The organism is Paraburkholderia sp. BR14312, assembly GCF_040948675.1.
Lineage (GTDB): Bacteria > Pseudomonadota > Gammaproteobacteria > Burkholderiales > Burkholderiaceae > Paraburkholderia > Paraburkholderia nodosa_A.
This window is the reverse complement of record NZ_JBFPKI010000003.1, coordinates 207,382-232,631: the sequence shown is the minus strand read 5'-3', so window position 1 is coordinate 232,631 and position 25,250 is coordinate 207,382. Positions and strand designations below refer to the sequence as shown.

Annotated in this window: 19 protein-coding genes; 9 read left to right on the top strand and 10 right to left on the bottom strand. The window is 67.0% G+C overall.

Annotated elements, in window-relative coordinates:
* Window positions 1–26: 26 nt before the first annotated feature.
* Complete coding sequence (locus tag AB3X98_RS10330; RefSeq protein WP_368610241.1) at window positions 27–1,541, top strand: cobyric acid synthase; 1,515 nt, start codon at window positions 27–29, stop codon at window positions 1,539–1,541.
* A gap of 29 nt (window positions 1,542–1,570) precedes the next feature.
* Here AB3X98_RS10330 and AB3X98_RS10325 read toward each other — a convergent pair whose 3' ends face one another.
* The gene (locus AB3X98_RS10325; protein ID WP_069265444.1) at window positions 1,571–1,990 is read right to left on the bottom strand and encodes a PaaI family thioesterase; all 420 of its coding nucleotides are present in this window, start codon (window positions 1,988–1,990) and stop codon (window positions 1,571–1,573) included.
* A 208-nt stretch (window positions 1,991–2,198) separates the two neighbouring features.
* Between AB3X98_RS10325 and AB3X98_RS10320 the strand changes: the two genes are divergently transcribed.
* Window positions 2,199–2,825, top strand: coding sequence for a ParA family protein (locus AB3X98_RS10320; RefSeq protein WP_368606875.1), 627 nt, complete (start codon window positions 2,199–2,201; stop codon window positions 2,823–2,825).
* 66 nt (window positions 2,826–2,891) lie between these two features.
* Here the strand turns inward: AB3X98_RS10320 and panD are convergent, their stop codons facing one another.
* The 4 genes from panD to AB3X98_RS10300 all read right to left on the bottom strand — a co-directional run bounded on the left by panD (window position 2,892) and on the right by AB3X98_RS10300 (window position 5,622).
* Window positions 2,892–3,278, bottom strand: coding sequence for an aspartate 1-decarboxylase (panD, locus tag AB3X98_RS10315; RefSeq protein WP_069265442.1), 387 nt, complete (start codon window positions 3,276–3,278; stop codon window positions 2,892–2,894).
* Between the two features lie 97 nt (window positions 3,279–3,375).
* Complete coding sequence (gene panC, locus AB3X98_RS10310) at window positions 3,376–4,218, bottom strand: pantoate--beta-alanine ligase (RefSeq protein WP_069265441.1); 843 nt, start codon at window positions 4,216–4,218, stop codon at window positions 3,376–3,378.
* Between the two features lie 304 nt (window positions 4,219–4,522).
* Window positions 4,523–5,437 (bottom strand): ScpA family protein, encoded by a 915-nt coding sequence (locus AB3X98_RS10305; RefSeq protein WP_256094748.1) that lies wholly within the window; start codon window positions 5,435–5,437, stop codon window positions 4,523–4,525.
* A complete protein-coding gene (locus AB3X98_RS10300) occupies window positions 5,437–5,622 on the bottom strand; it encodes a DUF3460 family protein (protein WP_069265440.1) in 186 nt (61 codons plus the stop codon). Before AB3X98_RS10300 ends, AB3X98_RS10305 begins: the two co-directional genes overlap by 1 nt.
* A 471-nt stretch (window positions 5,623–6,093) precedes the next feature.
* Between AB3X98_RS10300 and AB3X98_RS10295 the strand changes: the two genes are divergently transcribed.
* Both AB3X98_RS10295 and AB3X98_RS10290 read left to right on the top strand, forming a co-directional pair.
* Window positions 6,094–7,779 (top strand): autotransporter assembly complex family protein, encoded by a 1,686-nt coding sequence (locus AB3X98_RS10295; RefSeq protein WP_368606882.1) that lies wholly within the window; start codon window positions 6,094–6,096, stop codon window positions 7,777–7,779.
* Between the two features lie 61 nt (window positions 7,780–7,840).
* On the top strand, window positions 7,841–12,280 hold the full coding sequence (locus AB3X98_RS10290; RefSeq protein ID WP_368606876.1) for a translocation/assembly module TamB domain-containing protein: 4,440 nt from the start codon (window positions 7,841–7,843) through the stop codon (window positions 12,278–12,280).
* A gap of 73 nt (window positions 12,281–12,353) precedes the next feature.
* Here the strand turns inward: AB3X98_RS10290 and metG are convergent, their stop codons facing one another.
* Together metG and AB3X98_RS10280 are read right to left on the bottom strand one after the other, a co-directional pair.
* Complete coding sequence (gene metG, locus AB3X98_RS10285) at window positions 12,354–14,507, bottom strand: methionine--tRNA ligase (protein ID WP_368606877.1); 2,154 nt, start codon at window positions 14,505–14,507, stop codon at window positions 12,354–12,356.
* Window positions 14,508–14,968: 461 nt separating this feature from the next.
* A complete protein-coding gene (locus AB3X98_RS10280; RefSeq protein WP_069265434.1) occupies window positions 14,969–15,622 on the bottom strand; it encodes an OmpA family protein in 654 nt (217 codons plus the stop codon).
* Window positions 15,623–15,940: 318 nt separating this feature from the next.
* Between AB3X98_RS10280 and apbC the strand changes: the two genes are divergently transcribed.
* From apbC to AB3X98_RS10255, 5 genes are all read left to right on the top strand, one after another.
* A complete protein-coding gene (apbC, locus tag AB3X98_RS10275) occupies window positions 15,941–17,029 on the top strand; it encodes an iron-sulfur cluster carrier protein ApbC (RefSeq protein ID WP_368606878.1) in 1,089 nt (362 codons plus the stop codon).
* Window positions 17,030–17,177: 148 nt separating this feature from the next.
* Window positions 17,178–17,732 carry a superoxide dismutase family protein gene (locus AB3X98_RS10270; RefSeq protein ID WP_324161893.1) on the top strand — a complete coding sequence of 185 codons (555 nt, stop codon included), beginning with the start codon at window positions 17,178–17,180 and terminating at the stop codon, window positions 17,730–17,732.
* 143 nt (window positions 17,733–17,875) lie between these two features.
* Window positions 17,876–18,445, top strand: a complete 570-nt coding sequence (gene dcd, locus AB3X98_RS10265; protein ID WP_028207739.1) for a dCTP deaminase — start codon at window positions 17,876–17,878, stop codon at window positions 18,443–18,445.
* An 88-nt stretch (window positions 18,446–18,533) separates the two neighbouring features.
* Window positions 18,534–20,813, top strand: a complete 2,280-nt coding sequence (locus AB3X98_RS10260) for an arginine/lysine/ornithine decarboxylase (protein WP_069265431.1) — start codon at window positions 18,534–18,536, stop codon at window positions 20,811–20,813.
* Window positions 20,814–20,875: 62 nt separating this feature from the next.
* On the top strand, window positions 20,876–21,556 hold the full coding sequence (locus tag AB3X98_RS10255; protein WP_368606883.1) for a lysozyme inhibitor LprI family protein: 681 nt from the start codon (window positions 20,876–20,878) through the stop codon (window positions 21,554–21,556).
* Between the two features lie 10 nt (window positions 21,557–21,566).
* On the opposite strand, the gene AB3X98_RS10250 is transcribed toward AB3X98_RS10255, so the two are convergent.
* From AB3X98_RS10250 to AB3X98_RS10240, 3 genes are all read right to left on the bottom strand, one after another.
* Entirely contained in the window at window positions 21,567–22,496 is a 930-nt protein-coding gene (locus AB3X98_RS10250; protein ID WP_342947878.1) for a bestrophin family ion channel, read from the bottom strand.
* A gap of 255 nt (window positions 22,497–22,751) precedes the next feature.
* A complete protein-coding gene (argH, locus tag AB3X98_RS10245) occupies window positions 22,752–24,158 on the bottom strand; it encodes an argininosuccinate lyase (RefSeq protein WP_069265428.1) in 1,407 nt (468 codons plus the stop codon).
* Between the two features lie 139 nt (window positions 24,159–24,297).
* Window positions 24,298–25,128: a helix-turn-helix transcriptional regulator gene (locus tag AB3X98_RS10240; protein ID WP_368606879.1), complete on the bottom strand. Its 831-nt coding sequence runs from the start codon at window positions 25,126–25,128 to the stop codon at window positions 24,298–24,300.
* Window positions 25,129–25,250: the final 122 nt, after the last annotated feature.

Here is a 25,250-nt window from a genome sequence, read left to right as displayed (position 1 = left end):
GCTTCATGACCGCCACGCTACCCGCCATGCCCCGCGTACCCACCGGCACGCTGATGATCCAGGGCACGACCTCCGATGCCGGCAAGAGCACGCTCGTCGCCGGCCTGTGCCGCCTCGCGCGCCGCGCGGGTGTACGCGTCGCGCCGTTCAAGCCGCAGAACATGGCGCTCAACAGCGCCGTGACCGTGGATGGCGGCGAGATCGGCCGCGCCCAGGCGCTGCAGGCTGTCGCCGCCGGCATCGAGGCGCACACCGACCTCAATCCGGTGCTGCTCAAGCCCAATAGCGACCTCGGCTCGCAGGTCATCATCCACGGCAAGGCGCGCATGAATCTCAACGCGCGCGCGTACCAGGACTACAAGCCGCTCGCGCGCGAGGCCGTGCTGGCGTCCTACGCGCGTCTGCGCGCGCGCTACGACACGGTGTTCGTGGAGGGCGCGGGCAGCCCCGCCGAAGTCAACCTGCGCGCCAACGACATCGCCAACATGGGTTTCGCCGAGGCGGTCGATTGCCCGGTCGTGCTCGTGGCCGACATCGACCGGGGCGGCGTATTCGCGCATCTGATCGGCACGCTGGCCTGTCTTTCGCAGAGCGAGCGCGCGCGCGTCAAAGGTTTCGTCATCAACCGTTTTCGCGGCGACCGCACGCTGCTGGAACCGGGCCTCGCCTGGCTCGAGCAGCAGACGGGCAAGCCGGTGCTGGGCGTCGTGCCGTATCTGCACGGCCTCACGCTCGACGCCGAGGACATGCTGCCCGGCGCGGTCCACAGCGGCGCGCAGGCCGCCGGCGAGACGCTGCGCGTGGTGGTGCCGGCGCTGCCGCACATCAGCAACCACACCGACTTCGACGCGCTGCGCGCCCATCCGCAGGTCGATTTCACCTATGTGCGCACGGGCGAAGCGCCGGCCGCCGCCGATCTCGTGATCCTGCCGGGCTCGAAGAACGTGCGCGACGACCTCGCGTGGCTGCGCGCCCAGGGCTGGGAGACGGCGCTCGCGCGGCATCTGCGCTATGGCGGCCGCGTGATCGGTATTTGCGGCGGCATGCAGATGCTCGGGCGCGCGATTGCCGATCCGCACGGCGTGGAGGGCGAGCCGGGCGCGGTCGAGGGTTTCGGCTGGCTTGACTACGAGACCGTGCTCACGCGCGAAAAGACCTTGAAGAACGTGACGGGCGCGCTCGCGCTGGAAGGCGCTAACGGGCATGCGGACGCGGGCCCGGCGCGCGTGGCGGGCTACGAAATTCATATGGGCGAGACGCGCGGGCGGGCGCTAGCGTCGCCCGCGCTGTGGCTCGCTGAGGGAGACGATGGGGCGACGCGCCCCGATGGTGCGCGCTCGGCGGACGGCCAGATTCTCGCGACCTACGTGCACGGCCTCTTCGACACGCCGCAAGCCTGCGCGGCGCTCTTGCGCTGGGCCGGGCTCGCGCAGGCGCGCGCGGTGGACTATCCGGCGTTGCGCGAGGCGTCGCTTGAGCGGCTGGCGGACACGCTCGCGGCGAGCCTCGATCTGGAGAAGGTGTTCGGCGTAATCCGCTGACAGCGCAGCTAAAAGCGCGGCTGCCCGGCTCAGTAAAGCACCATCTGCGTACAGCGGAACAGCGCGATGGTCTTGCCGTCCGGGCCGCTCACGGTGGCGTCCCAGACCTGGGTGCTGCGCCCGAGGTGCACGCCCTTGGCCACGGCCGAGATCGTGCCTTCGCGCGCGGTGCCGAGATGATTGCTCTTGATCTCGATGGTCGTGAAGTTTTTCGCGTTGGGCGGCAGGTGCGCGAGGCACGCGTAGCCGCAGGCCGTGTCGGCGAGACCGATCACCGTGGCGGCGTGCAGGAAGCCATTGGGGGCGAGCAGGTCGCTGCGCACGTCGAGTTCGGCGCGCAGCAGGCCTTGCTCGAGGACCAGCGGCCGAAAGCCCAGCAAATCGGGCAGGCGGCCGCGCTGCCTCTCGAGCAGGGATTCGATCGTGATGTCGTGGCGTAGCGTGCTCATGGTCGCTCAGTCTCCTTGATTTGATATGAACATTGCGGGTGCGCGCTCGTGGGGGGCTTCGGCGGCGCGCAATTTGCCGATAATATCGGACGGTTGATTCGGGGCGCCGGCTCGTCCGCAAGTCGCCTCGCAAGGTATCGAAACACGCATCACGCAAAATCACGGCAATCCGGCTGGCCTTGCGCCAGCCATCCTGACGGGAGCATTCATGACGGTAATCGTGGTGGCGAATCCCAAGGGCGGCGTGGGAAAGAGCACGCTGTCCACCAATCTGGCCGGCTATTTCGCCGCACAAGGCGAGTGGGTGGCGCTCGCGGACCTCGACCGGCAGCAGTCCTCGCACGCATGGCTCGATCTGCGGCCCGCGACGCTGCCGGCGATCGAAAGCTGGCAGGTCGATCTGGACAACCCGGCCAAGCCGCCCAAGGGACTCGAGCACGCAGTCATCGACACGCCCGCCGGCCTGCACGGCAACCGGCTCCAGGCGATCATCGAGCTGGCGGACAAGGTGATCGTGCCGCTGCAGCCCTCGATGTTCGACATTCTTGCCACCCAGGACTTCCTGAACCGCCTCGCCAAGGAAAAGTCCGTGCGCAAGGGGGCGATCCAGGTGGGCGTGGTGGGCATGCGGGTGGATGCGCGCACGCGCTCGGCCGAGCAGCTGCAGCGCTTCGTCGAGGGCCTCGAACTACCGGTGCTGGGCTATCTGCGCGACACGCAGAACTACGTGCAGCTCGCCGCGCACGGCCTCACGCTGTGGGACGTCGCGAAGAGCCGGGTCGAGAAGGACCTCGACCAGTGGCAGTCGATCGTCGGTTGGGTCGACGGCAAATAAGTGCGCCAAAAGGCGGGCAAGCGCGGCGGCGCGGGCCCGATGAGCCGCGCCCGCCAGCCCCGCGGTTTAGCTCCAGGCCTGCGTGGGCACGTGGTCGCGGCTGCCCTTGATGCGGTTGTTCTCGTCCACGAACACGAGGTCCGGTTTCCAGCCGGCCTTGAGCTCTTCCTCTTCCACGTTCGCGAAGGCCGCGATGATCACGAGGTCGCCCAGTTGCGCGCGGCGCGCGGCCGAGCCGTTCAGCGAGATCATGCCGCTGCCGCGCTCGCCCTTGATCGCGTAGGTCGTGAAGCGCTCGCCGTTGTTGATGTTCCAGATGTCGATGCGCTCGTTTTCGACGATGTTCGCCGCTTCGAGCAGGTTTTCGTCGATGGCGCACGAGCCTTCGTAGTGCAGCTCGCAGTGCGTGACCGCGACGCGGTGGATCTTCGACTTGAGCATATGACGTTGCATGGAGGGTCTCCTCAGGCGAGCGGGCGCGCGGCCCGCCGCGGGTAAGCGGAATCTGGGGGATCGGGTGAAAGCGGGACGGCGCGGCCGCCCGCGGCCCTCAGATTTCGAGGTTGTCGATCAGGCGCGTCGCGCCGAGCTTCGCGGCGGCCAGCACGACGAGCGGCGACTCGGCGTCGCCGGCCACGCCCGGCGCGGGCGGCAGCAGGTTCGCGCGCTTGCGGATCGCGATGTAGTCGGGCTTCCAGCCGCGCGCGGCGAGCGTCGCCATGGCGTCGAGTTCGAGCTGCTGGAAGTCGCGGCGGCCCGACAGCACCGACTCGCGGATCGCGCGCAGCACGCCCGCCAGTTGCGGCGCCTCGGCGCGCTCGGCTTCCGTGAGGTAGCGGTTGCGCGAGCTGAGCGCGAGGCCGTCGGTGTCGCGCACGGTTTCGGCGGCGATCACTTCGGTCGGCAGCGCGAACTGGTTGCACATCGCGCGCACGATCATGAGCTGCTGGTAGTCCTTCTTGCCGAACACGGCCACGCGCGGCTGCACGCACGACATCAGCTTCATGACGACCGTGCACACGCCTTCGAAGAAACCGGGGCGGAACTCGCCTTCCAGAATGTCGCCCAGATCGTGCGGCGGGCGCACGCGGTACTCCTGCGGCTGCGGATACATGTCGCGCTCGGTGGGCGCGAACAGCACGTAGACGTTTTCCTTCTGCAGCTTCTCGATGTCGTCCTGAAGCGTGCGCGGATACTTGTCGAAGTCCTCGTTCGGGCCGAACTGCAGCCGGTTGACGAAGATACTCGCCACGACCGGGTCGCCGTGCTGGCGTGCGAGGCGCATCAGCGAGAGATGGCCTTCGTGCAGATTGCCCATGGTCGGCACGAACGCCGTGCGGTTTTGGCCGCGCAACTGGTCGCGCAATTCCTGAATCGAGCTGATGACTTTCATGGTCGGATGCTTTATGCCTCGCGCGGGGGCAAGACTTGGGTTGCACGGCCGCAAGCCAGAGACCCGGACGAAGGGCCGCGAGCGGACGTTGCGCGCCCGGTCCGCGCGAGTGGCGCGGTGCCCCGTATATGGGACGAGACCGGGCAGGCGCGGGCGATTGTAGTGGATTTGTGAATGCGGCGCACCCGCCTCGGGTAGGGGCTTGTCCTGACGATCCGCTGTGCGGCCCTTTGGAGGTTCCCGCGCGATGCGGTCCTATTTACTGCCTTCGCTGCGCGCGGACCCGGGCAAGGCCGGCCGGGGATCAGGCGGGCAAATACGCGAGCCGCACGTAAATCGGCGCGAACGGTTCGGGCTGGGTGATCTCGATGAGCGATTCGCGCGACAGCTCCAGCATGGCGATGAAGTTCACGACCACGACGGGCACGCCGCGCGTAGTGTCGAACAGCTCGGAAAATTCCATGAAGCGCTCGCCCTGGAGCCGGCGCAGGATGATGCTCATGTGCTCGCGCACCGAGAGCTCCTCGCGCGAGATCTTGTGATGCTGGACGAGCTTCGCGCGCTTGATGACGTCGGCCCACGCGGCGCGCAGGTCGTTGCTGTCCACGTCGGGGAAGCGCGGCGTGATGCTCTGCTCGATGTAGACCTCGGCGCGCAGGAAGTCGCGCCCGAGCTGCGGCAACTGGTCCAGGCGCTGGGCGGCGAGCTTCATCTGCTCGTATTCGAGCAGGCGGCGCACGAGTTCGGCGCGCGGGTCCTCGGCTTCCTCGCCGGTGTCGGCCTTCTTGACCGGCAGCAGCATGCGCGATTTGATCTCGATGAGCATGGCCGCCATCAACAGATATTCGGCCGCGAGTTCGAGGTTGGTCTTGCGCAGTTGCTCGACATAGCCGAGGTACTGGGTCGTGACCTCCGCCATCGGGATGTCGAGGACGTTGAAGTTCTGCTTGCGGATGAGGTACAGCAGCAGGTCGAGCGGACCTTCGAATGTCTCGAGGAAGACTTCGAGCGCGTCCGGCGGGATGTAGAGGTCCTGCGGGAGCTTGAAGAGCGGCTCGCCGTAAAGGCGTGCGAACGCGACGCCGTCGACCGTGTCGGGCGTCGAGTCGGTTGCGGGTGTGGTCAGCGCCTCACCGGGCGTTTGCCCGGCAGCGTGGCCCGCGTGACTGGCCGCGTGCTCGCCCGCTGGCGGCGCGCCGGCCCCGTCGGCCTCGGCCATCAGAAGTTCTGGTAGTAGACGTAAGACGTCTGCTTCACGCGCGAAGCCTGCTGGCGCTCGCGCTCGTCGAGGTCGATCGGCTGCTTGTCCCACAGGAGCGCGCGGCCCTTGCGTTGCTGTTCTTCGAGCTGCGGCTTTTGCTGCTTGAGCTGGTTGATGAACTGCGTGATGTCCGACTGATACATGGCTGACGTCCGTCCAGTAAGGCGGGGCGCCGGATTGCGCCGCGCCGCTAATTCTGTCGGCGGCAATTTTACCGCAAGCCAACGCTGCGGAACATCCGCCCGGGCGGAACGCGTTGGCGATCCCCGCGGCCGCCCCGCGCGCGCCATAGGTCCGGCCGCGCCCGCCGTTGTGGCACGCTTTGCACCTCCTCCTGGGGTTTTGACGCGCCGATGTGGTGAAATAACGCGTTTGCGCCCGTTGCCGCTTCCCGTGCCGCCCTGCGCGCGAGCGGCGCAACCGGTGGCAACCAGTTCTACGACGGCCGGAGGTGGCGTTTGGCGGGATGGGTGATCGAAGCATTGAGCGCACGGCGGCGCCCCTCGCGGGCGGCGCGGCCACGGCTCGCCGCGTGCCTGATCGTGTGCCTCGCCGTGTGCTCCGCTGTGGCACCGCCCGCCCGGGCCGACATCCTGACCACCCTCCTGCCGTGGATGCGCCCGCGCACCTACTACGACGTCGATATCCAGGCCACCCCGCGCGATCTGCGCAAGCTGCTCGAGGCGCACCTCGACATTGCGCGCTTCGCCACGCGCGCCGACGTGAACGAGGACCAGTTCGAGTTTCTCGTGACCGCGACGCCGCAACAGGTGCGCGACCTCGCCTCGACGGCGGGCTATTTCACGCCGGTCGTGCGCACCGATGTGCGCACGATCGACGGCAGGCGGCACGTGCGGGTGAGCGTCGATCCGGGGCCGCGCACCACGATTTCGTCGGTGAAACTCGTCTTTCGCGGTCCGGTCCTCACGGAAGACCCGGCGCAGGAGAACACCGCGCGCTTCGCGTTCTCGCTGCACGAAGGCGACGCCTTTACGCAGTCGGGCTGGGACGACGCCAAGAACGGCTCGCTCAAGGCGCTGCAGGCGCGCCGCTACCTTGGCGCGAAGATTACGTTTTCGGAGGCGCGGGTCGATCCGCTCAGGCACGACGCGCAACTTTCCGTAACGTTCGACAGCGGGCCGACCTTTACGCTGGGCAAGCTCGATGTTTCGGGGCCGCGGCGCTATCCGGGCTACATCATCGACAACGTGAATCCGCTTTCGCCGGGCGAAATCTACGACCTGAAGCGCGTGGCCGAACTGCAGCGCCAGGTGCAGAACACGCCGTACTACGCGAGCGTGGCGATCGACGTCGACGCGAACACGCAAAAGCCGCTCGAGACGCCCGTGCACGTGAAGGTGAGCGAGTTCCCGTACAACAACTTCCGCGGCGGCGTGGGTTATTCGACCGATACCGGCGCGCACGTCCAGGGCTCCTACACCTACCTGAACACGTTCGGGGCGGCGTGGCCGTTCCAGGTGCAGGGGCGGCTCGACCAGATCCAGAAGTTCGGTCAGGTCCAGCTTTCGATGCCACCGGGCCCGCGCGCCTGGACCAACAGCCTCGTCGCGTCTTACACCACCACCGACGTCTCGGACACCAACATCTATAGCGCGCGCGTCGGGGTGCAGCGCACGCGCACCTCGCAGAACATCGACTATGCGTACGCGCTGATGTTCTACGACGACCGACTTACGCAGAACGTGGGGCCGTCCTCGCGGGCCTATGCGCTCGTGCCGACCTGGGGCTGGACCCGCCGCAACGTCGACGACCCGCTCTTTCCGCGCTCGGGCAACATCATCCGCGTGGAGGCGGGCCTCGCACTCAAGAACGCGGGCGCTGAGCAAAGCTTCTTTCGCGCCTACATGCGCGGCCAGCAATATCTGCCGATCGGCCACAGCGACATCATGGTGTTCCGCGCGGAACTGGGCGGCGTGTTCACGGGCGGCCCGTCGAGCGGCATCCCAGCGTCGCTGCTGTTCCGTGCGGGCGGCTCGAACTCGGTGCGCGGCTACTCGTTCCAGAGCATCGGTAACGACCAGTCGGGCTCGATCCTGCCGACCAAGTATCTCGTCACCGGCTCGGCCGAGTACCAGCACTGGTTCAGCCACGACTGGGGCGGCGCGGCGTTCTTCGACGTCGGCACCGCCACCGACACCTGGGGCGAAAAGCAGTTCGATCCGGGCGCGGGTATCGGCGCGCGCTGGCGCAGCCCCGTCGGGCCGGTCAACCTCGATCTCGCCTATGGGTTTCGCACTCACAGCGTGCGGCCTTATCTGACACTCGGGATCGCCTTCTGATGATGACGTGCTCGCTGCTCCGCTTCGCAACGCCTCCTGCGCCGCACGGCGAGGGGGCCGCATGAGCGCGCGCCGTTTTGCTGCGGTGGCATGGCTGCCGGCCACGTTCGCGGTGCCGCCGGAAGAAGCTGGCCGCAGCCCGGAAGATGAAGCGCGCAGCGAAGCCGGCGGCCATGGAGGCCATGGCGGCGACGGCGGCGCGGGCGGCGACGGTGCGCCGCCGCGCCGCCGCGGGCCGCGGCTCTGGAAGGCGCTTGCCTGGGCGATCGTCGTGCCGGTGCTGCTCGTCGGGCTCGTCGCCGGTTTGCTCTATGGCGTGCTGACCACCGAGCGCGGCACGGCCTACGCGTGGCGCGCGGCGGTCAGGCTGCTCGACGGCAAGCTCGCGGGCCGGTTCGAAGGCGGCACGCTCGCGAGCGGTGTGCGCTTTTCCAACGTGAGCTGGCGCGGCACGGACGGCACCACCCTCAAGGTCGACCGCATCGGCGGCCAATGGGAGCTGCAGGGCTTCGGCCAGCAACCGTGGCGCTTCGTGGTGGACTACCTGCATGCCGGCGACATCGAGATGCGCGTCGTGCCGTCGCACGAGCCTTCCTCGCCCATGAAGCTGCCGGAAAACCTGCAGCTGCCGCTCGGGCTCGAGATCCGCGACCTGCAGGTGGACAAGCTCACGGTGCACGAAGGCACCTCGACCAACGAGTTCTCGCACTTCCAGTTCCACGGCCGCAGCGACGGCCGCCATCACGAGGCCGCCATCGAGCATCTCGACACGCCCTTTGGCGCAGTGAGCGCCGAGGCGAAGCTCGACGGCGTGCGGCCGTTCGCGCTCACGGGCGACCTGGGCTACTCCGGCAAGGTGAACGGCGAAGACGTGCAGGTGAGCGCAAACCTCGCCGGCTCGCTCGAGGCGCTCACGGCCGACGTCGAGGCGAGCGGCATGAAGCTCACCGGCCGCGCGCATGTGGAGGCCACGCCGTTCGCTGCCGTGCCGCTGCAGCGGGTCACGCTCGCGTTCGATCATGTCAATCCGCAGGCGTTCGCGCCGGGCGCGCCGTTCGCCGACCTCGCCGTGCGTGCGCAGTTGCAGCCGGTGCCGGGCGGCGCGGCGGGCGTGCCGGCGGCGCTCGCAGCGGTGGCTTCGGGCGCGGCGGCGGTGTCGGGCGTGACGCCGGCTTCCGTGCCCGCGCTGGCATCGGCGCCTGCGGGCGGGGCGATGCCCGATGCGGCGCGCGCGCGCAGTAATGTGGCGGGCTTCACGGTGGCGGGCGCGGTCTCGATCGTGAACGCGAAGCCGGGCGCCATCGACGAAAAGCTGCTGCCGCTCATCGACGCCCACGCCGACGTCGTGCTCGACGCGAAGACGCAGCGCATCCCGAAGCTCGCCGTGCGTCTCGTGAAGAACGCGACGATCACCGGCGGCGGCACGATCAGCGGGCGCGACGGGCGTTTCGATCTGAAGGTGGCCGGGCTCGACCTCAACGCGATCCAGTCGAGCGTGCGCGCCACGCAATTCGCGGGGCCGGTCGGCGTGCGGCTGAATGGCGACGTCCAAAGCGTCACGCTCGATCTCGCCGACCCCAAGGCGGCGCTGCGCGTGCAGGGCAAGATCACGCAGGACCCCGCGCGACTGTCGCTCAACGATGTGCGACTGACTTCCGGCGCGGGGCGCATCGACCTGTCGGGCGCGCTCAAGCACGACGCCAGTTCGACCTATCAACTCAAGGCGGTGCTGACCAATTTCGATCCGCTGTCGCTCACGTCGCAAACACCGGCGCGCACGGCCGCGAAAACTCCAGCGCCGGCCGCCCGGCCGCGGCCTGCAGCCCAACCCGCCGCCGACGCGCTCAACCCGCAACGCAATCTCGCGCTCAATCCGGCGCTGAACCCGTCGCTCAATCCCGCGCAATCGGGCGAGCAGGCCGCCGAGCAAAAGCGCGTGGAGAACGCCAAGCAGACCGAGCGGGGCGGGGCGGCCCAACACGAGGCGAAGCCGCGAGCCGCCACGCGTCCCGCGGCCCGGCGCATCGAAGCGCGCGTGAACGGCACGCTCAATGCGAGCGGCACGCTCGCGCCCGCCTTCACGACGCGGGCCGAGTTCAAGCTCGGCCCGAGCGTCTACGACGACTTGCCGCTCACGGGCGAGGGCCTCATCCAGCTGGCGGGCTCGCGGATTCTGCCAAGCCGCGCGAACCTCTCGGTCGCGGGCAATACCGTGGATCTGCAAGGCAGCTTCGGCGCGCGTGGCGACCGCTTGCGCTTTCGCGTGGATGCGCCACAGCTCGATCGGCTCGGCTTTGGCATCGCGGGCCAGCTCGCGGCGAACGGCGACGTGACCGGCACCTTCGCACATCCCGACGTCTCGCTCGACTACAAGGCCGACCACGTGGTGTTCGGCGATAACCGCGTCGGCCATGCCGAGGGCCGGGCGCTCGCGCGCGACGGCGCGAACGGCGCGCTCGCCTTCAGCACCGACGCGAGCGATATCGCCGTGGCGGGCGTCGATATCACGACGCTCACCGCGCGCCTCGACGGCACGCGCGCGAAGCACACGCTCACCGCGAGCGCGAAGGGCAAGGTGCAGGGCCAGCCGATCGACTTCGTGGCGGCGGCCAACGGCGGCCTCCAGGACACGCGCGAGGGCACGCGCTGGAACGGCACGGTGACGCAGCTCGAGAACCGCGGCGTGCCCGGCGTGAAGCTGCAGTCGCCTCTCACCGTCAGCGCGGGCCCCGGCAAGGTCACGCTCGGCGCGACGCGTATCACGGCGGAAGGCGCGTCGCTCGACCTGAAATCGTTCGACCTCGACCATGGCCGCATCCGTTCGGCGGGCACGCTCACCAACGTGTCGCTTGCACGCATCATGCAAATCCGGCAGCAGTTTACGGGCGTGCCGTCCACGCTCAGGACCGACCTGATCTTCGACGGCGACTGGGACTTCGCTGTCGGCCCGACGGCCACCGGCTACGTGCAGATCAAGCGCCGCTCGGGCGACATCACGACCGAGGTCGGCCGCGGCTTTGCCTCGCTCGGCGTGGGCGACCTCAACGTGCGCGCGGCCTTCAGCGGCGGCAACCGCCTTACGCTCACGGCGCATGCGCAGGCGAACCGCGTGGGCGTGCTCGACATCGACGCCTACACGACGCTCATGCCGCGCGACGGCATCCTCACCGTCGCGGACGAGGCGCCGATCGGCGGCACCATCAAGGCGAACGTGCCCTCGCTCCGGAACACAGGCGGCATGCTCGGCCCGACTTACCTGCTCGACGGCCATCTCGCGCTGCAGCTTGCGCTCGGCGGCACGGTCGCGAAGCCGAATCTCACGGGCTCGCTGGTCGGCGACGGCATCTCGGCCACCGTGGTCGACCAGGGCGTGGAGTTGAAGGACGGCGTGATACGCATCGCGCTCTCGCAGAACCTGGTCGACTTCCAGCAGGTGGAGTTCCACGGCGCGACGAGCGGCACGCTGCGCGCAAAAGGCCAGGTGCGGCTCGACAACGCCGAGCCCGATCTCACCGCGAGCATCGTCGCCGACAAGCTCGAGCTTTTCGCTTCGCCCGACCGCAAGCTGTCGCTTTCCGGCAGCGCGAGCATCGCCAACGGCGGGCATCTGGGCGGCATGCAGATCGACGGCAAGTTCACCGTCGATCACGCGCTCTTCGACATGCCCGCGTTACCTGCGCCGTCGCTCGGCGACGACGTCGTGATCGTGCGTCCCGACGGCACGACAGTGGGCGGCAGGCCGCCGATCGAAGAAACGGCGTCGACCAGGCCCGCGCCGCGATTTGCTCCGCGTGCTAACGTCGACATCGATCTCGGCCACGACTTCCGCTTCCGCGGGCAGGGTGCGGATCTGGGCCTGGCGGGCACGATTACGGTCAACAGTGCGCCGGACGTCCCGCTGCGCGCGGTCGGCAACGTGCGCGTGACCGAAGGCTCCACGTACACGGCGTTCGGCACCAAGCTCAATATCGAAAACGGCTTCTTCACGTTCAACGGGCCGGTGGGCAATCCGGGCATCAACATTCTCGCCATGCGGCGCAACCAGCAGGTCGAGGCGGGCGTGCAGGTCACCGGCACCGTGCAGGCGCCGTCGGTGCGGCTCGTCTCCGAGCCCAACGTGCCCGATAACGAAAAGCTCTCCTGGCTGCTGTTCGGGCACGGTACCGACCAGGGCAACAACCTCGGCCAGCAGAGCGCGATGACGACGGCGCTCGCCCTGCTCGGCAGCGCGCAAGGCAAGCGCATTGCGCAGAGCATCGGCCTCGACGAATTTTCGATCGGGCGCAGCGAGGTGGGTCTGACCGACACCGAGGTCGTCATGATCGCGAAGGCCATCAACCAGCGTCTCGTGATCGGCTATGAGCAGGGCCTGCAGTCGGCGTCGAACGCGGTGAAGGCCACGATCAACCTCTCGCGCTACTGGTCGCTGGTGGTGTACGGCGGCACCTTCAACGGCGCCGATATTCTCTATACGCGGCGTTTCGATCGGCTGCGCCGCTAGCGCCTCGAAAAGCCAGATGCAAAAAGAAACGCCCCTCGCAAGGGGCGTTTCGTATGACATCAGCGAGTGGGTATTACCTGACCCGCATGCCCGGCTTTGCGCCGCTATGCGGTTCGAGAATGTACAGACCCGGTTCGGCCTTCTCGTCGGCGGCGGAAGCCGCGAGCACCATGCCTTCGGACATGCCGAACTTCATCTTGCGCGGCGCGAGGTTCGCAACCATCACCGTGAGCTTGCCCTTGAGGTCTTCCGGCTTGTACGCCGAACGGATACCCGAGAACACGTTGCGGGTTTTTTCCTCGCCCACGTCGAGCGTGAGTTGCAGCAGCTTGTCCGACCCTTCGACGAAGTTGCAGTCGACGATCAGCGCCACGCGCAGGTCGATCTTCGCGAAGTCGTCGATGGAGATGACTTCCGGCGTTTCATCGGCGGCAGGCTTCTTCGCTTCCTTCGCAGCCTTCGACTTCTTGTTCGCATCCGCAACCGCGGCGGCGGGCGCATCGGTTGCCTGCAGCGAATCGCGGTTGGCGGCAAGCAGCGCTTCGATCTGCTTCGGATCGACGCGCGTCATCAGGTGCTTGTACGCGTTGATCGGCTGTTGCGACGAAAGCGCCTTGCCGGCATCGGCCCAGGTCAGCGGCTCGATCGCGAGGAACTGCTCGACGCCTTCCGCGAGCGTCGGCAGCACCGGCTTCAGCGCGAGCGAAAGCAGGCGGAACGCTTCGAGGCTCACGCTGCAGGTCTCGTGCAGCGCCACCGGGTTGGCCGGATCCTTGGCCTGTTCCCACGGCTTGGCCGTGTCGACGTAGCCATTCACGGCGTCGGCGAGTTCCATCGTCTGGCGCAGCGCGCGGCTGTATTCGCGTGCTTCGTAGTGCGCAGCGATTTGCGCAATCGCGCCGCGCAGTTGCTCGAGCAGCGGATGGTGCATCGCGCTGTCCTGCACGCGGCCGTCGAAGCGCTTGATCAGGAAACCCGCCGCGCGGCTTGCGATGTTGATGTACTTGCCGACGAGGTCGCTGTTCACGCGCGCCTGGAAGTCTTCGAGGTTCAGGTCGAGGTCTTCCATCGTGCTGTTGAGCTTCGCGGCGAAGTAGTAACGCAGCCACTCGGGGTTCAGGCCCGTGGTCACATAGCTTTCCGCCGTGATGAACGTGCCGCGCGACTTCGACATCTTCGCGCCGTCCACGGTCAAAAAGCCATGCGCGAAGACGTTGGTCGGCGTGCGGTGGCCCGAGAACTGCAGCATCGCCGGCCAGAACAGCGTATGGAAGTACAGGATGTCCTTGCCGATGAAGTGATACTGCTCCGTCTTCGAGCCGGCCTTCACCCATGCCTCGAAATCGAGGCCGCGCTTTTCGCACAGGTTCTTGAAGCTCGCGTAATAGCCCACGGGCGCATCGAGCCACACGTAGAAGTACTTGCCGGGCGCGCCCGGAATCTCGAAGCCGAAGTAGGGGGCGTCGCGCGAGATGTCCCAGTCGGCGAGCTTCGATTCGCCCGATTCGCCCAGCCACTCGCGCATCTTGTTGGTCGCTTCCGGTTGCGCGAGGCCGCTCACCCAGCCGCGCAGGAAGTCTTCGCAGCGCGGGTCCGAGAGACGGAAGAAGTAGTGCGTCGAGGTCTTGCGGATCGGCGTCGCGCCCGAGACCACCGAGTACGGATTCTTCAGGTCAGTGGGCGCGTAAGTCGAGCCGCATACTTCGCAGCTGTCGCCGTACTGGTCCTTCGCGCCGCACTTCGGGCACTCGCCCTTGATGAAGCGGTCCGGCAGGAACATGTTCTTGACCGGGTCGTAGGCCTGCTCGATGTCGCGCGTCTCGATGAAACCCGCTTCCTTGAGCGCCAGATACACCGACTCGGAGAGCACGCGGTTCTCTTCGGAGTCCGTCGAGTAGTAATTGTCGAACGACACGCCGAAGCTGTCGAAGTCGCGCTTGTGCTCCTGCCACACGCGCGCGATCAGCTGCTGCGGCGTGAGGCCTTCCTTCTCCGCGCGCAGCATGACGGGCGTGCCGTGCGTGTCGTCGGCACCGACGTAGTAAACCTCGTGACCATGCATTCGCAGCGCGCGAACCCAGATGTCCGTCTGGATGTACTCGACCAGGTGGCCGATGTGGATCTGACCGTTGGCGTACGGCAGAGCAGACGTAACGAGAATCTGGCGGCGGCCGCTTTGATTGGCATGCGCGCCGGCTGCTGCGAGGTCGGTGGCGGGTGCTGACATAAGTGAGGGGAAGTCCGATGTTGCGGGGGGAAAGCGCGATTTTAGCAGGGCAGGCGCAGCGCCGTTCGGCGAGCCGGTGGACGCTCGTATGCGCAATGCCTGGAAGGGGCGCGGGCTGCGTGAGTCGCGGGGATGCTGCGACGCACAAATTGTGGCCAAAAAAAACCGGGGCAAGATTGGCCCCGGAGCAACAACGACAAGAGGAGAATGGTGACGCGGCGGCACTGCCGCACACGTACCGTAAAGACAGACAGCACGGCTTCCCGAGAGTTCGAAAATTTTTTCGATTCTCTGCAAGCGCGTCGAAGCAGGTTTGCGAGGGCCGTCCAGCAAGGGTTTCCGAGCGCGTGTTCGAGCGACTCCAAATGCAAACGGGGCGGCATGACTGCCGCCCCGTCAATATGTCGCTGTTTTTTGCGCAGTCGCCGGCACTGCGTTCCCGGCGACTGCGGCGGGCCAGCTTAACCGCCCTGGTGCTGCGACGTCGCGCGCAGGTACATTTCCACGCGGCGGTTGGCGGCGCGGCCCGCTTCGGTGTTGTTGTCGGCGATCGGTTGCGTATCGCCGCGTCCCTCCGCCGCCATGCGCTGCATCTGAATGCCGCGAGACGCGAGGTAGTTCACGACGCTCTGTGCGCGGTTGACCGACAGCGTCTGGTTGTACGCGGCGGAGCCCGTGTTATCCGTATGGCCGACCACCTGCGCAACCACTTCCGGGTTCTGCTGGAGCGTCTGCGCGACCTGGTCGAGCACCGGCGCGAACGACGGCTTGATCGCGTAGCTGCTGGTGTCGAACGTCACATTGCTCGGGATGTCGAGCTTGAGCGAGCCGTCCGGCTGCTCGGTGATCTTCGTGCCGGTGCCCTTGGTGGCGCCCGAGAGCTTGTTGTGGATGTTTTGCCAGTTGTAGCCGGTGATGCCGCCGACCAGTGCGCCCGCGCCTGCGCCGATTGCCGCGCCCTTGCCGCCGCCGAAGATGGCGCCGATCGCCGCGCCCGTGCCTGCGCCGACACCGGTGCCGACAGCCGTATTGGTGCCCTGCTGCGTCGCGCAGCCGGCGACGAGCGCGCCGGCAATGGCGAAGACGGACAGGCGAGTCAGGATTCTTGTGTTCATTTGCTTTCCTTTCTTGAGTGGAACGGACGCTGCCTGCGGCGTTCGCGGCCCCGCTTGCGAACAGGGTCTTCGAACGGTGCGCGGCGGCAGCTACTACAATGACGCCTTGAGGTTTGCGCCGCCAGGCGAAAGGCCGCTGGGTCGCGGCTTCGAGACCGCCTGGTCGGCATACAAAATCGATGCTGCCGCGAAGCGTGCCCTTTCGGGCAATTTTGCGCAATGCAGCTTAACAATTTCTTTCGATTTCCGGCGCGTAGGCGATCAGTCCTCACTCGGATCGGCGCTAACGCAGACCGGCATTCTCCCCACGGAGTTTCAATGAGCATAGATCGGGCTTTGGTCGACGCCGCGCTCGCGGCCTTGACGGACGCGAACACGGGCCATCCCTACACGGTGGCCAAGGGCGTGCGCAACGTGACCGTCGATGGCGATACGGTCGGCGTCGAGATCGTGCTCGGCTATCCGGCGAAGAGCCAGTTCGACGCGGTGCGCGCGCAGGTCGAAGCGGCGCTTGCCGCCGTGCCGGGCGTGAAGGCGAGCCGCGTCGCGGTCAGAAGCGAGATTACCGCGCATACGGTGCAACGCGGCGTGAAGCTGCTGCCCAACGTGAAGAACATCGTCGCCGTGGCATCGGGCAAGGGCGGCGTGGGCAAGAGCACGACCGCCGTGAATCTCGCGCTCGCGCTCGCCGCCGAAGGCGCTTCGGTCGGCGTGCTCGACGCGGACATCTACGGCCCTTCGCTGCCGATGATGCTGGGCATCGAAGGCCGCCCCGAATCGCCCGACGGGCAGTCGATGAATCCGCTCGAAGGCCACGGCGTGCAGGCCAACTCGATCGGCTTTCTGATCGAGCAGGCCAACCCGATGGTCTGGCGCGGCCCGATGGCCACTTCCGCGCTCGAGCAGCTGCTGCGTCAGACCAACTGGCGCGAGCTCGACTATCTCGTGGTCGACATGCCCCCGGGCACCGGCGACATCCAGCTCACGCTCTCGCAGCGCGTGCCCGTCACGGGCGCCGTGATCGTCACGACGCCGCAGGACATCGCGCTGCTCGACGCGAAGAAGGGCCTGAAGATGTTCGAGAAGGTGGGCATTCCGATTCTCGGCATCGTCGAGAACATGGCCGTGCACATCTGCTCGAACTGCGGCCACGCCGAGCATATTTTCGGCGCGGGCGGCGGCGAGCGCATGGCCAAGGAGTACGGCGTGGAAGTGCTCGGCAGCCTGCCGCTCGACATCGCCATTCGCGAGCAGGCCGATTCGGGCAACCCCACCGTGGTGGCCGCACCCGAGGGGCCGGTGGCGGCAACCTATCGCGCGATCGCGCGGCGCGTGGCGATCCAGATCGCCGAGCGCGCCCGCGACATGACCTCGAAGTTCCCGACCATCGTCGTCCAGAACACCTGAGCGCCGGTGCGGCCGCAGCGCTCGTGCGGCGCCCCGCGCATGGGGACAGATAGGCGCGCGACGCGCCGCCTGCGCGGTATCATGTGGGCTTCATCGGGTCCGGTATGGCGGCAGCAACGGGGCTGCCGCCGCCCGGCAAGAGGATCGCATGGATAAAGGACACGACAGGCAAGCGGGGAATGCGCAGGTCGTCAGGATGATCGCCCTCGTCACGCTCTGCGGCTGCGCGCTGCTGGCGGGCTGCACGAGCTTCATGGGGCAGCAGGAGAAGCGCGCGGTCGCACAGTTGCTGCCCACTGTCGGCAGCCAGGTGCGCGGCACGGTTTCGTTCGTCGAACATTCGGACGGCGTGCAGGTGAGCTACAACCTCGCGGGCCTGCAGCCCGACAGCGATCACGCATTGCAGGTGCACGAGCGCGGCGACTGCAACGCCACCGACGCCTCGAGCGCCGGCGCCGTGTTCGCGCCCGCCGCGGAGCGCCTGAAGCCCGGCGCGCGCGTGGAAGGCGACCTCGGCAATATCCATGCGGATTCGAACGGCGTGGCGTCGGGCTTTATCGTCGCCCCCGACGTCTCGCTCGACGGCGTGCGCTCCGTCCTGCAACGCGCGGTGATCGTGCACCGGGACGCCATCGACCCCTACGCGTACCCGCAGCGCGGCACGGGCCCGGCGCTCGCCTGCGGCCTGATCCGCGCCCAGTGAGCGCGGCGTTGGCGCCGGCGCGAAACGCAGTTCCAGGCATGGCGATCCACATCGCGTAAAATAGGCGCCTTTCGCACGCGGCGCGCGCCCGGTGGGTCCGTCCGCATGCTTTCCCGACCCGAATTTCTCGTCAAGTAGCGAACATGGCAATCAAGTCCGACAAGTGGATCCGGCGCATGGCCGAAGAGCAGAAGATGATCGAGCCGTTCGTGCGCGATCAGGTCCGTATGTCGGAAGACGGCCGCAAGATCGTGAGCTACGGCACCTCGAGCTACGGCTACGACATCCGCTGCGCCGACGAATTCAAGATCTTCACGAACATCAATTCGACCATCGTCGATCCGAAGAACTTCGACGAAAAGTCGTTCGTGGACTTCAAGGGCGACGTCTGTATCATCCCGCCCAATTCGTTCGCGCTGGCGCGCACGGTCGAGTATTTCCGCATTCCGCGCAACGTCCTGACGGTGTGTCTGGGCAAGTCGACCTATGCGCGCTGCGGGATCATCGTGAACGTCACGCCGTTCGAGCCCGAGTGGGAAGGGTACGTCACGCTCGAATTCTCAAATACGACACCTTTGCCTGCGAAAATCTACGCGAACGAAGGGGTGGCGCAAGTGCTGTTCTTCGAAAGCGACGAGATCTGCGAGGTCTCGTACGCGGATCGCGGCGGCAAGTATCAAGGCCAGCACGGCGTCACCCTGCCGAAGACCTGAGTTCCAGCGCACAACACTACCGGATTCAACGACATACGGGGACCGCTGCGCGTCATATGCAGCGGTCGTTTCTTTTGGAGAATCGCCCATGAAGTTTCGTTTTCCCGTCGTCATCATCGACGAAGACTTTCGCTCCGAGAACATCTCGGGTTCCGGCATCCGCGCGCTCGCCGAAGCCATCGAGAAAGAGGGCGCGGAAGTCCTCGGGCTGACGAGCTACGGCGACCTCACGTCGTTCGCGCAGCAGTCGAGCCGCGCCGCGTGCTTCATCCTCTCGATCGACGACGACGAGCTGCTGCCCTACGTCGAAGGCTCGGACGAGGAAGCGCCCGAGCACGCGCCCGCCATCGTCGCGCTGCGCGCGTTCATGGAAGCGGTGCGCAAGCGCAACTCGGACATCCCCATTTTCCTGTACGGCGAGACGCGTACCTCGCGCCATCTGCCCAACGACATCCTGCGCGAGCTGCACGGCTTCATCCACATGTTCGAGGACACGCCGGAGTTCGTCGCGCGCCACGTGATTCGCGAAGCGCGCGTGTATCTCGACGCGCTCGCGCCGCCGTTCTTCAAGGAACTCGTCAAGTACGCCGACGAAGGTTCGTACTCGTGGCACTGCCCGGGTCACTCGGGCGGCGTCGCTTTCCTGAAGAATCCGCTCGGCCAGATGTTCCACCAGTTCTTCGGCGAAAACATGCTGCGCGCCGACGTCTGCAATGCGGTCGAGGAACTCGGCCAGCTGCTCGATCACACCGGCCCGGTCGCGGCCTCGGAGCGCAACGCGGCGCGCATCTTCAGCGCGGACCACGTGTTCTTCGTGACCAACGGCACGTCCACGTCGAACAAGATCGTCTGGCACGCAACGGTCGCGCCCGGCGACATCGTGCTGGTCGACCGCAACTGCCACAAATCGATCCTGCACGCGATCACGATGACGGGCGCGATTCCCGTGTTCCTCACGCCGACGCGCAACAACTTCGGCATCATCGGCCCGATTCCGCGCGACGAGTTCAAGCCGGAAAACATCCGCAAGAAGATCGAGGCGAATCCGTTCGCCCGTGAGGCGCTCGCAAAGAATCCGAACGTGAAGCCGCGCATTCTGACGATCACGCAGAGCACGTACGACGGCGTGGTCTACAACGTCGAGATGATCAAGGATCTGCTCGGCGACATGCTCGACACGCTGCACTTCGACGAAGCCTGGCTGCCGCACGCCGAATTCCACGAGTTCTATCAGGACATGCACGCGATCGGCGCGGGCCGTCCGCGTACCAAGGCGCTGGTGTTCGCGACGCACTCGACGCACAAGCTGCTCGCCGGAATCTCGCAGGCCTCGCAGATCGTCGTGCAGGACTCGGAAGACAGCGCGTTCGACCGCCACCGCTTCAACGAGGCGTATCTGATGCACACGTCCACGTCGCCGCAATACGCGATCATCGCGTCGTGCGACGTGGCCGCCGCGATGATGGAAGCGCCGGGCGGCCCGGCACTGGTGGAAGAGTCGATCGCCGAAGCGCTCGACTTCCGCCGCGCCATGCGCAAGGTGGACGCCGAGTACGGCGACGACTGGTTCTTCCAGGTCTGGGGCCCGGACGAGCTGGCCGAAGAAGGCATCGGCTCGCGCGAAGACTGGATGCTGCGCCCGAACGATCACTGGCACGGCTTCGGCGCGCTGGCGGAAGGCTTCAACATGCTGGACCCGATCAAGGCGACCATCGTCACGCCGGGTCTGGACGTGGACGGCGAATTCGGCGAGACCGGCATTCCCGCCGCGATCGTGACGAAGTACCTGGCCGAGCACGGCATCATCGTCGAGAAGACGGGGCTGTACTCGTTCTTCATCATGTTCACGATCGGCATCACGAAGGGCCGCTGGAACTCGATGGTGACCGAGCTCCAGCAGTTCAAGGACGACTACGACAACAACCAGCCGCTGTGGCGCGTGCTGCCCGAATTCGTCGCGCAGCATCCGATGTACGAGCGCGTGGGCCTGCGCGACCTGTGCCAGCAGATCCACAGCGTCTACCGTGCCAACGATATCGCGCGCCTCACGACCGAGATGTACCTCTCGAGCATGGAGCCTGCGATGAAGCCGTCGGACGCATTCGCGAAGCTCGCGCACCGCGAGATCGACCGCGTGCCTGTCGACGAACTCGAAGGCCGCGTCACGTCGATCCTGCTCACGCCGTATCCGCCGGGTATTCCGCTGCTGATTCCGGGCGAGCGCTTCAACAAGACGATCGTGAATTATCTGAAGTTCGCGCGCGAGTTCAACGAGCGCTTCCCGGGCTTCCATACCGACATCCACGGGCTCGTGGGCGAGACCATCAACGGCCGCATCGAGTATTTCGTGGATTGCGTGCGCGACTGAACGCGCGAGGGGAGGGGATGTTGGATGGTTCTTCGGCGCGGCTAGCGCGTTATTTTGCTGCGATGGTGTCGACGCTGTCGGTGATTTCGACCGCCACGGTGCTGTTCGCCGTGGCACCGGCGGCGCGCGCCGAGGTCGCGGCGGCCGATCCGATCGATACGGCCATGCGCACCTGTCTCGCGCGCGCGGACCGGTCGTCGACGGCTGGCCAGATCCAGTGCATGGACGACGCGCGCACCGCATGGCGCAAGGCCGCCGACAACGCGCTCGCGCAACTGCTCGCGAAGCTGCCGGCCGCGCAGCAAAAGCGCTGGCAACTGAGCCAGCAGAAGTGGGTGGCCTGGCGCGACGCCGAGGACACCATGCTCGGCGCCGCATTCGCGACCACGAGCGGCAGCACCTACCAGCTCTACGAGGCGGACATGCGCCTGCAGCCGGTGCGCGATCGCGCGCTCGCGCTGCGCACCCAGGCGACGACCTACGACGGCGACGCGCCGAAGGTGCGCGCCTGCAGCGCCGATGCGCGCTGCGAGCACGTGAGCTATGACCTCAATCGCTACTACCGTCAGCTCTATGCGCGCATACCGAAGCACGCCCGGCCTACGGTTGCACGCGCACAAAGCGACTGGCGCGCGTATCGCGACGCGACCACGCCGCTCATCGACGAGCATGCGCGACTCGATCTGCTAGGCGGGCGCCTCGCGACCTTGAAGCGCCTCGCCGAAACGGTGAACAACCACTGAGGCTGCGCCTTCAGTCGAGGATGAACTGCTCCGGCGCGCGCGCCGGCAGCGCAGTCGGCTCGCCCATCAGGTCGTGCAACGCGACTTCGATGCCGGTCGACATCAGGTTGAGCGCGAGGTCGTTGTCTTCGGTGCCGAACGGGTCTTCGAGCTGCGAGGCGATCGCCTCGTGGGCCATGAACGCGTAGGCCACGAACACGGCGAAGATCGGCGTCAAACCGCCGATGCTGTCGACGAGGCCGAACGGCAGCATCGCGCAGAAGAAGTACACGGTGCGATGAATCATCACCGTATAGGCGAACGGCAGCGGCGTGGAGACGATGCGCTCGCACCCGCCGATCACATCCGAAATGCCATTGAGATTATGTTCGAACGCGAGCACCGCGTAGCCGTCGAGGCGGCCTTCGCGCGTCTCGCGCTGGACCCATTCCGAAGCGCACAGCAGGAGCGTGGCCGGGCGGTAGCGCGCCGCCATCACGCGCGCGAACAGCGCGGGCGCCAGGCGCGACTCGAGATCGGCGCGCGGGTCGGTGTTGCGCAGTTGATGGCGCAGCGCATGCGGCAGCGCAGCGAGCAGACCGGCCAGTTCGCTCGCCCGCTCGCGTGTTGCCGCTTCGTCGCCGCTGCGCGGGAGCGTCAGCGCCTGGCGCACCAGCGAGCGCGTCTCATTGAGCATTTGCCCCCAGAGCTTGCGGCCCTCCCAATAGCGGTCGTAGCTCGCGCTGTTGCGAAAGCCGAGAAACACCGCGAGCGCAATACCGATCAGCGAGAACGGCACGGTGCTCAGGTTGACCGTGAGCTTGAGGATGTGATCGTGCGCGGCCACTGCGATGATCGACAGTACCAGCACGATGAAGAGGCGCGGCAGAAGTTGCGGCAGCACGGAGCCGCGCCACGCGAGCAGCATGCGGAACCAGTGGAGGTGAGGGCGGACGATCATGGGGCAGGTGTTGGGGGCGAAGACGAAACCTGACGGAGCAAGTCGTCAGTATGGCGCGGGATCGTAGGCCATGACGCGCGGCTGCCGGGCGCACACTTCCGGCATTTTGCTGCGGGTACAGCGCGCTGTCATGTGTGTCCTCATGGGCATGGTCACCTTGTGCGCCGCCCAAAAGCAAACCGGGCGCGCGACGTTGTCCGTCGCGCGCCCGGTTGGGCTTTAGACTGCGGCCGTTTTCCGCCCGTTGCGCTGCGCTTACTTGAGCGCCGCGCGCGCCGCCGCGATGGCCGCACGCACCTGCTCGGGCGCGGTGCCGCCCGGATGGTTGCGCGCCGAGACCGAGCCTTCGAGCGTCAGCACTGCGAACACGTCTTCGGCCAGCAGGTTCGACACGGCCGGCAGTTCGCGGCGCATCTCGTCGAGCGTGAGGTCGGCCAGATCGCAGTTGCGGTCCACGCAGATACGCACCGCGTGCGCCACGGCTTCGTGCGCGTCGCGGAACGGCAGGCCCTTCTTGACGAGGTAGTCGGCCAGATCCGTGGCCGTGGAGAAGCCCTGCAGCGCCGCCGCGCGCATCGCCTGCTCCTTGACCGTGATGCCCGCGACCATCTCCGCGAAGATGCGCAGCGTGTCTGCCACGGTATCGACCGTGTCGAACAACGGCTCCTTGTCTTCCTGGTTGTCCTTGTTGTAGGCGAGCGGCTGGCCCTTCATGAGCGTGAGGAGCGCCATGAGATGGCCGTTGACGCGGCCGGTCTTGCCGCGCGCGAGTTCCGGCACGTCCGGGTTCTTCTTTTGCGGCATGATCGACGAGCCCGTGCAGAAGCGGTCGGCCAGATCGATGAAGCCCACGCGCGGGCTCATCCACAGTACCAGTTCTTCCGAGAAGCGCGAGACGTGCGTCATCACCAGCGCGGCCGCCGCCGTGAATTCGATGGCGAAGTCGCGATCGGACACGGCGTCGAGCGAGTTTGCGCAGATGCCGTCGAAGCCCAGCGTCTTCGCCACGGCGAAGCGGTCTACGGAAAAGCTCGTGCCCGCGAGCGCCGCCGCACCGAGCGGCAGACGGTTCACGCGCTTGCGGCAGTCCACCATGCGCTCGGCGTCCCGCGTGAACATTTCCACATAGGCGAGCAGGTGATGCCCGAAGGTGACCGGCTGCGCCACTTGCAGGTGCGTGAAGCCGGGCATGATCGTGCCCGAGTGCTGTTCGGCCAGGTCGAGCAGCGCGCCGCGCAGGTCGCCGAGCAGGCCGCCGATGCGGTCGATCTCGCCGCGCAGCCAGAGGCGGATGTCGGTCGCGACCTGGTCGTTGCGCGAGCGGCCCGTGTGCAGCCGCTTGCCCGCATCGCCGATCAGGGCGGTCAGGCGCGCTTCGATGTTCAGGTGCACGTCTTCGAGGTCGAGCAGCCATTCGAATTCGCCGCGCTCGATTTCGCCCTTGATCTTCGCCATGCCGCCCTCGATGGCGGCGAGGTCGTCGGCGGAGATGATCTTCTGCGCGGCCAGCATGGACGCATGCGCGAGCGAGCCCTCGATATCGACGAGCGCAAGGCGCTTGTCGAAGAAGACCGACGACGTGTAGCGCTTGACCAGCTCCGACATGGGTTCGGAGAAGCGAGCCGACCAGGCTTCGCCTTTTTTGTGCAGTTGGGACGTCATGGTGATGGGGCGTGAACGAGCAAGCGGTGAGAAGGCGTGCCGCGCGGCGCATTGCGCTGCATTGCGTCAAGCACGGCGGGAAAGAACTCGATTTTAACATTGGCGGTCTGCCGCAACGCCGCCAGGCGGCCCGCGCCGCTCAGAGCCGCACCAGCACCACGAGCTTGAGATCTTCGCGATGCGCGGGCTTGAAGGTGATCTGGTCGCAGGCGATGCGGCCGTGGCGCGGATGGTTGAACTCGCGCCGGCCGCCCTCGCGCTCGAACACGTCCTGCGAGGCCCAGAAGCGCGCGAAGTCATCGCTTGCGGCGATCAGCGAGTCGATCAGCGCGCGCGTGGGCGCGTCGTTGAGGTGGCGGATGGAGTCGGCGCGGAACTCGGCGGCCAGGCGCCGCGCGCGCGTTTCCCAGTCCACGATCAGCTCGCGCCCGAGCGGCTCGGTGAACGTGAAGCGCAGCAGGTTGCGGTCGTGCTCGCCGTCGAGCCAGCCCGTGAAGAGGTCCGCCGCATGCGCGTTCCAGGCGAGCGCCGTCCACTGGCGGTCGAGCACGTACGCGGGGGCGTCCACGAGCTTCACCGTTTGCAGCAGCGTGGCGGGCGCGTCCGCGGCGGTGGCCGGATCGGGCTCGGCGGGGTCGCGCTGCGCGGCCAGCTCGAACAGATAGGCGCGCTCGGCGCGCGAGAGCCGCAGTGCGACGGCGATGCGCGCGAGCGCGTCCGCCGAAGCCGAAACGGGGCGGCCCTGCTCGATCCACGTGTACCAGGTCGGGCTCACGCCGCACAGCTGTGCGACTTCCTCACGGCGCAGGCCAGGCGTGCGGCGGCGCGGGCCGGGCGGCAGGCCGACCTCCGCGGGCGAAAGACGCTCGCGATGGGCGCGGATGAATTCGCCCAGCGCGCGGGCGGGCGTTGCGTCGAGGGTTTTGCCGGCGGCGGCGGGTGAAGCCGGGGAGGGCGTATCGAGGCTCATTGGGCGTGGGGCTAGTGGCAGCGATACCAGAATAATCGCTTAACTTGTACTGGTACAAAACGGACTCTATTGTAGCGTCTGACGCGGCGACGGGCCGCCACGTCAGCCAGCCCGGAGATTGC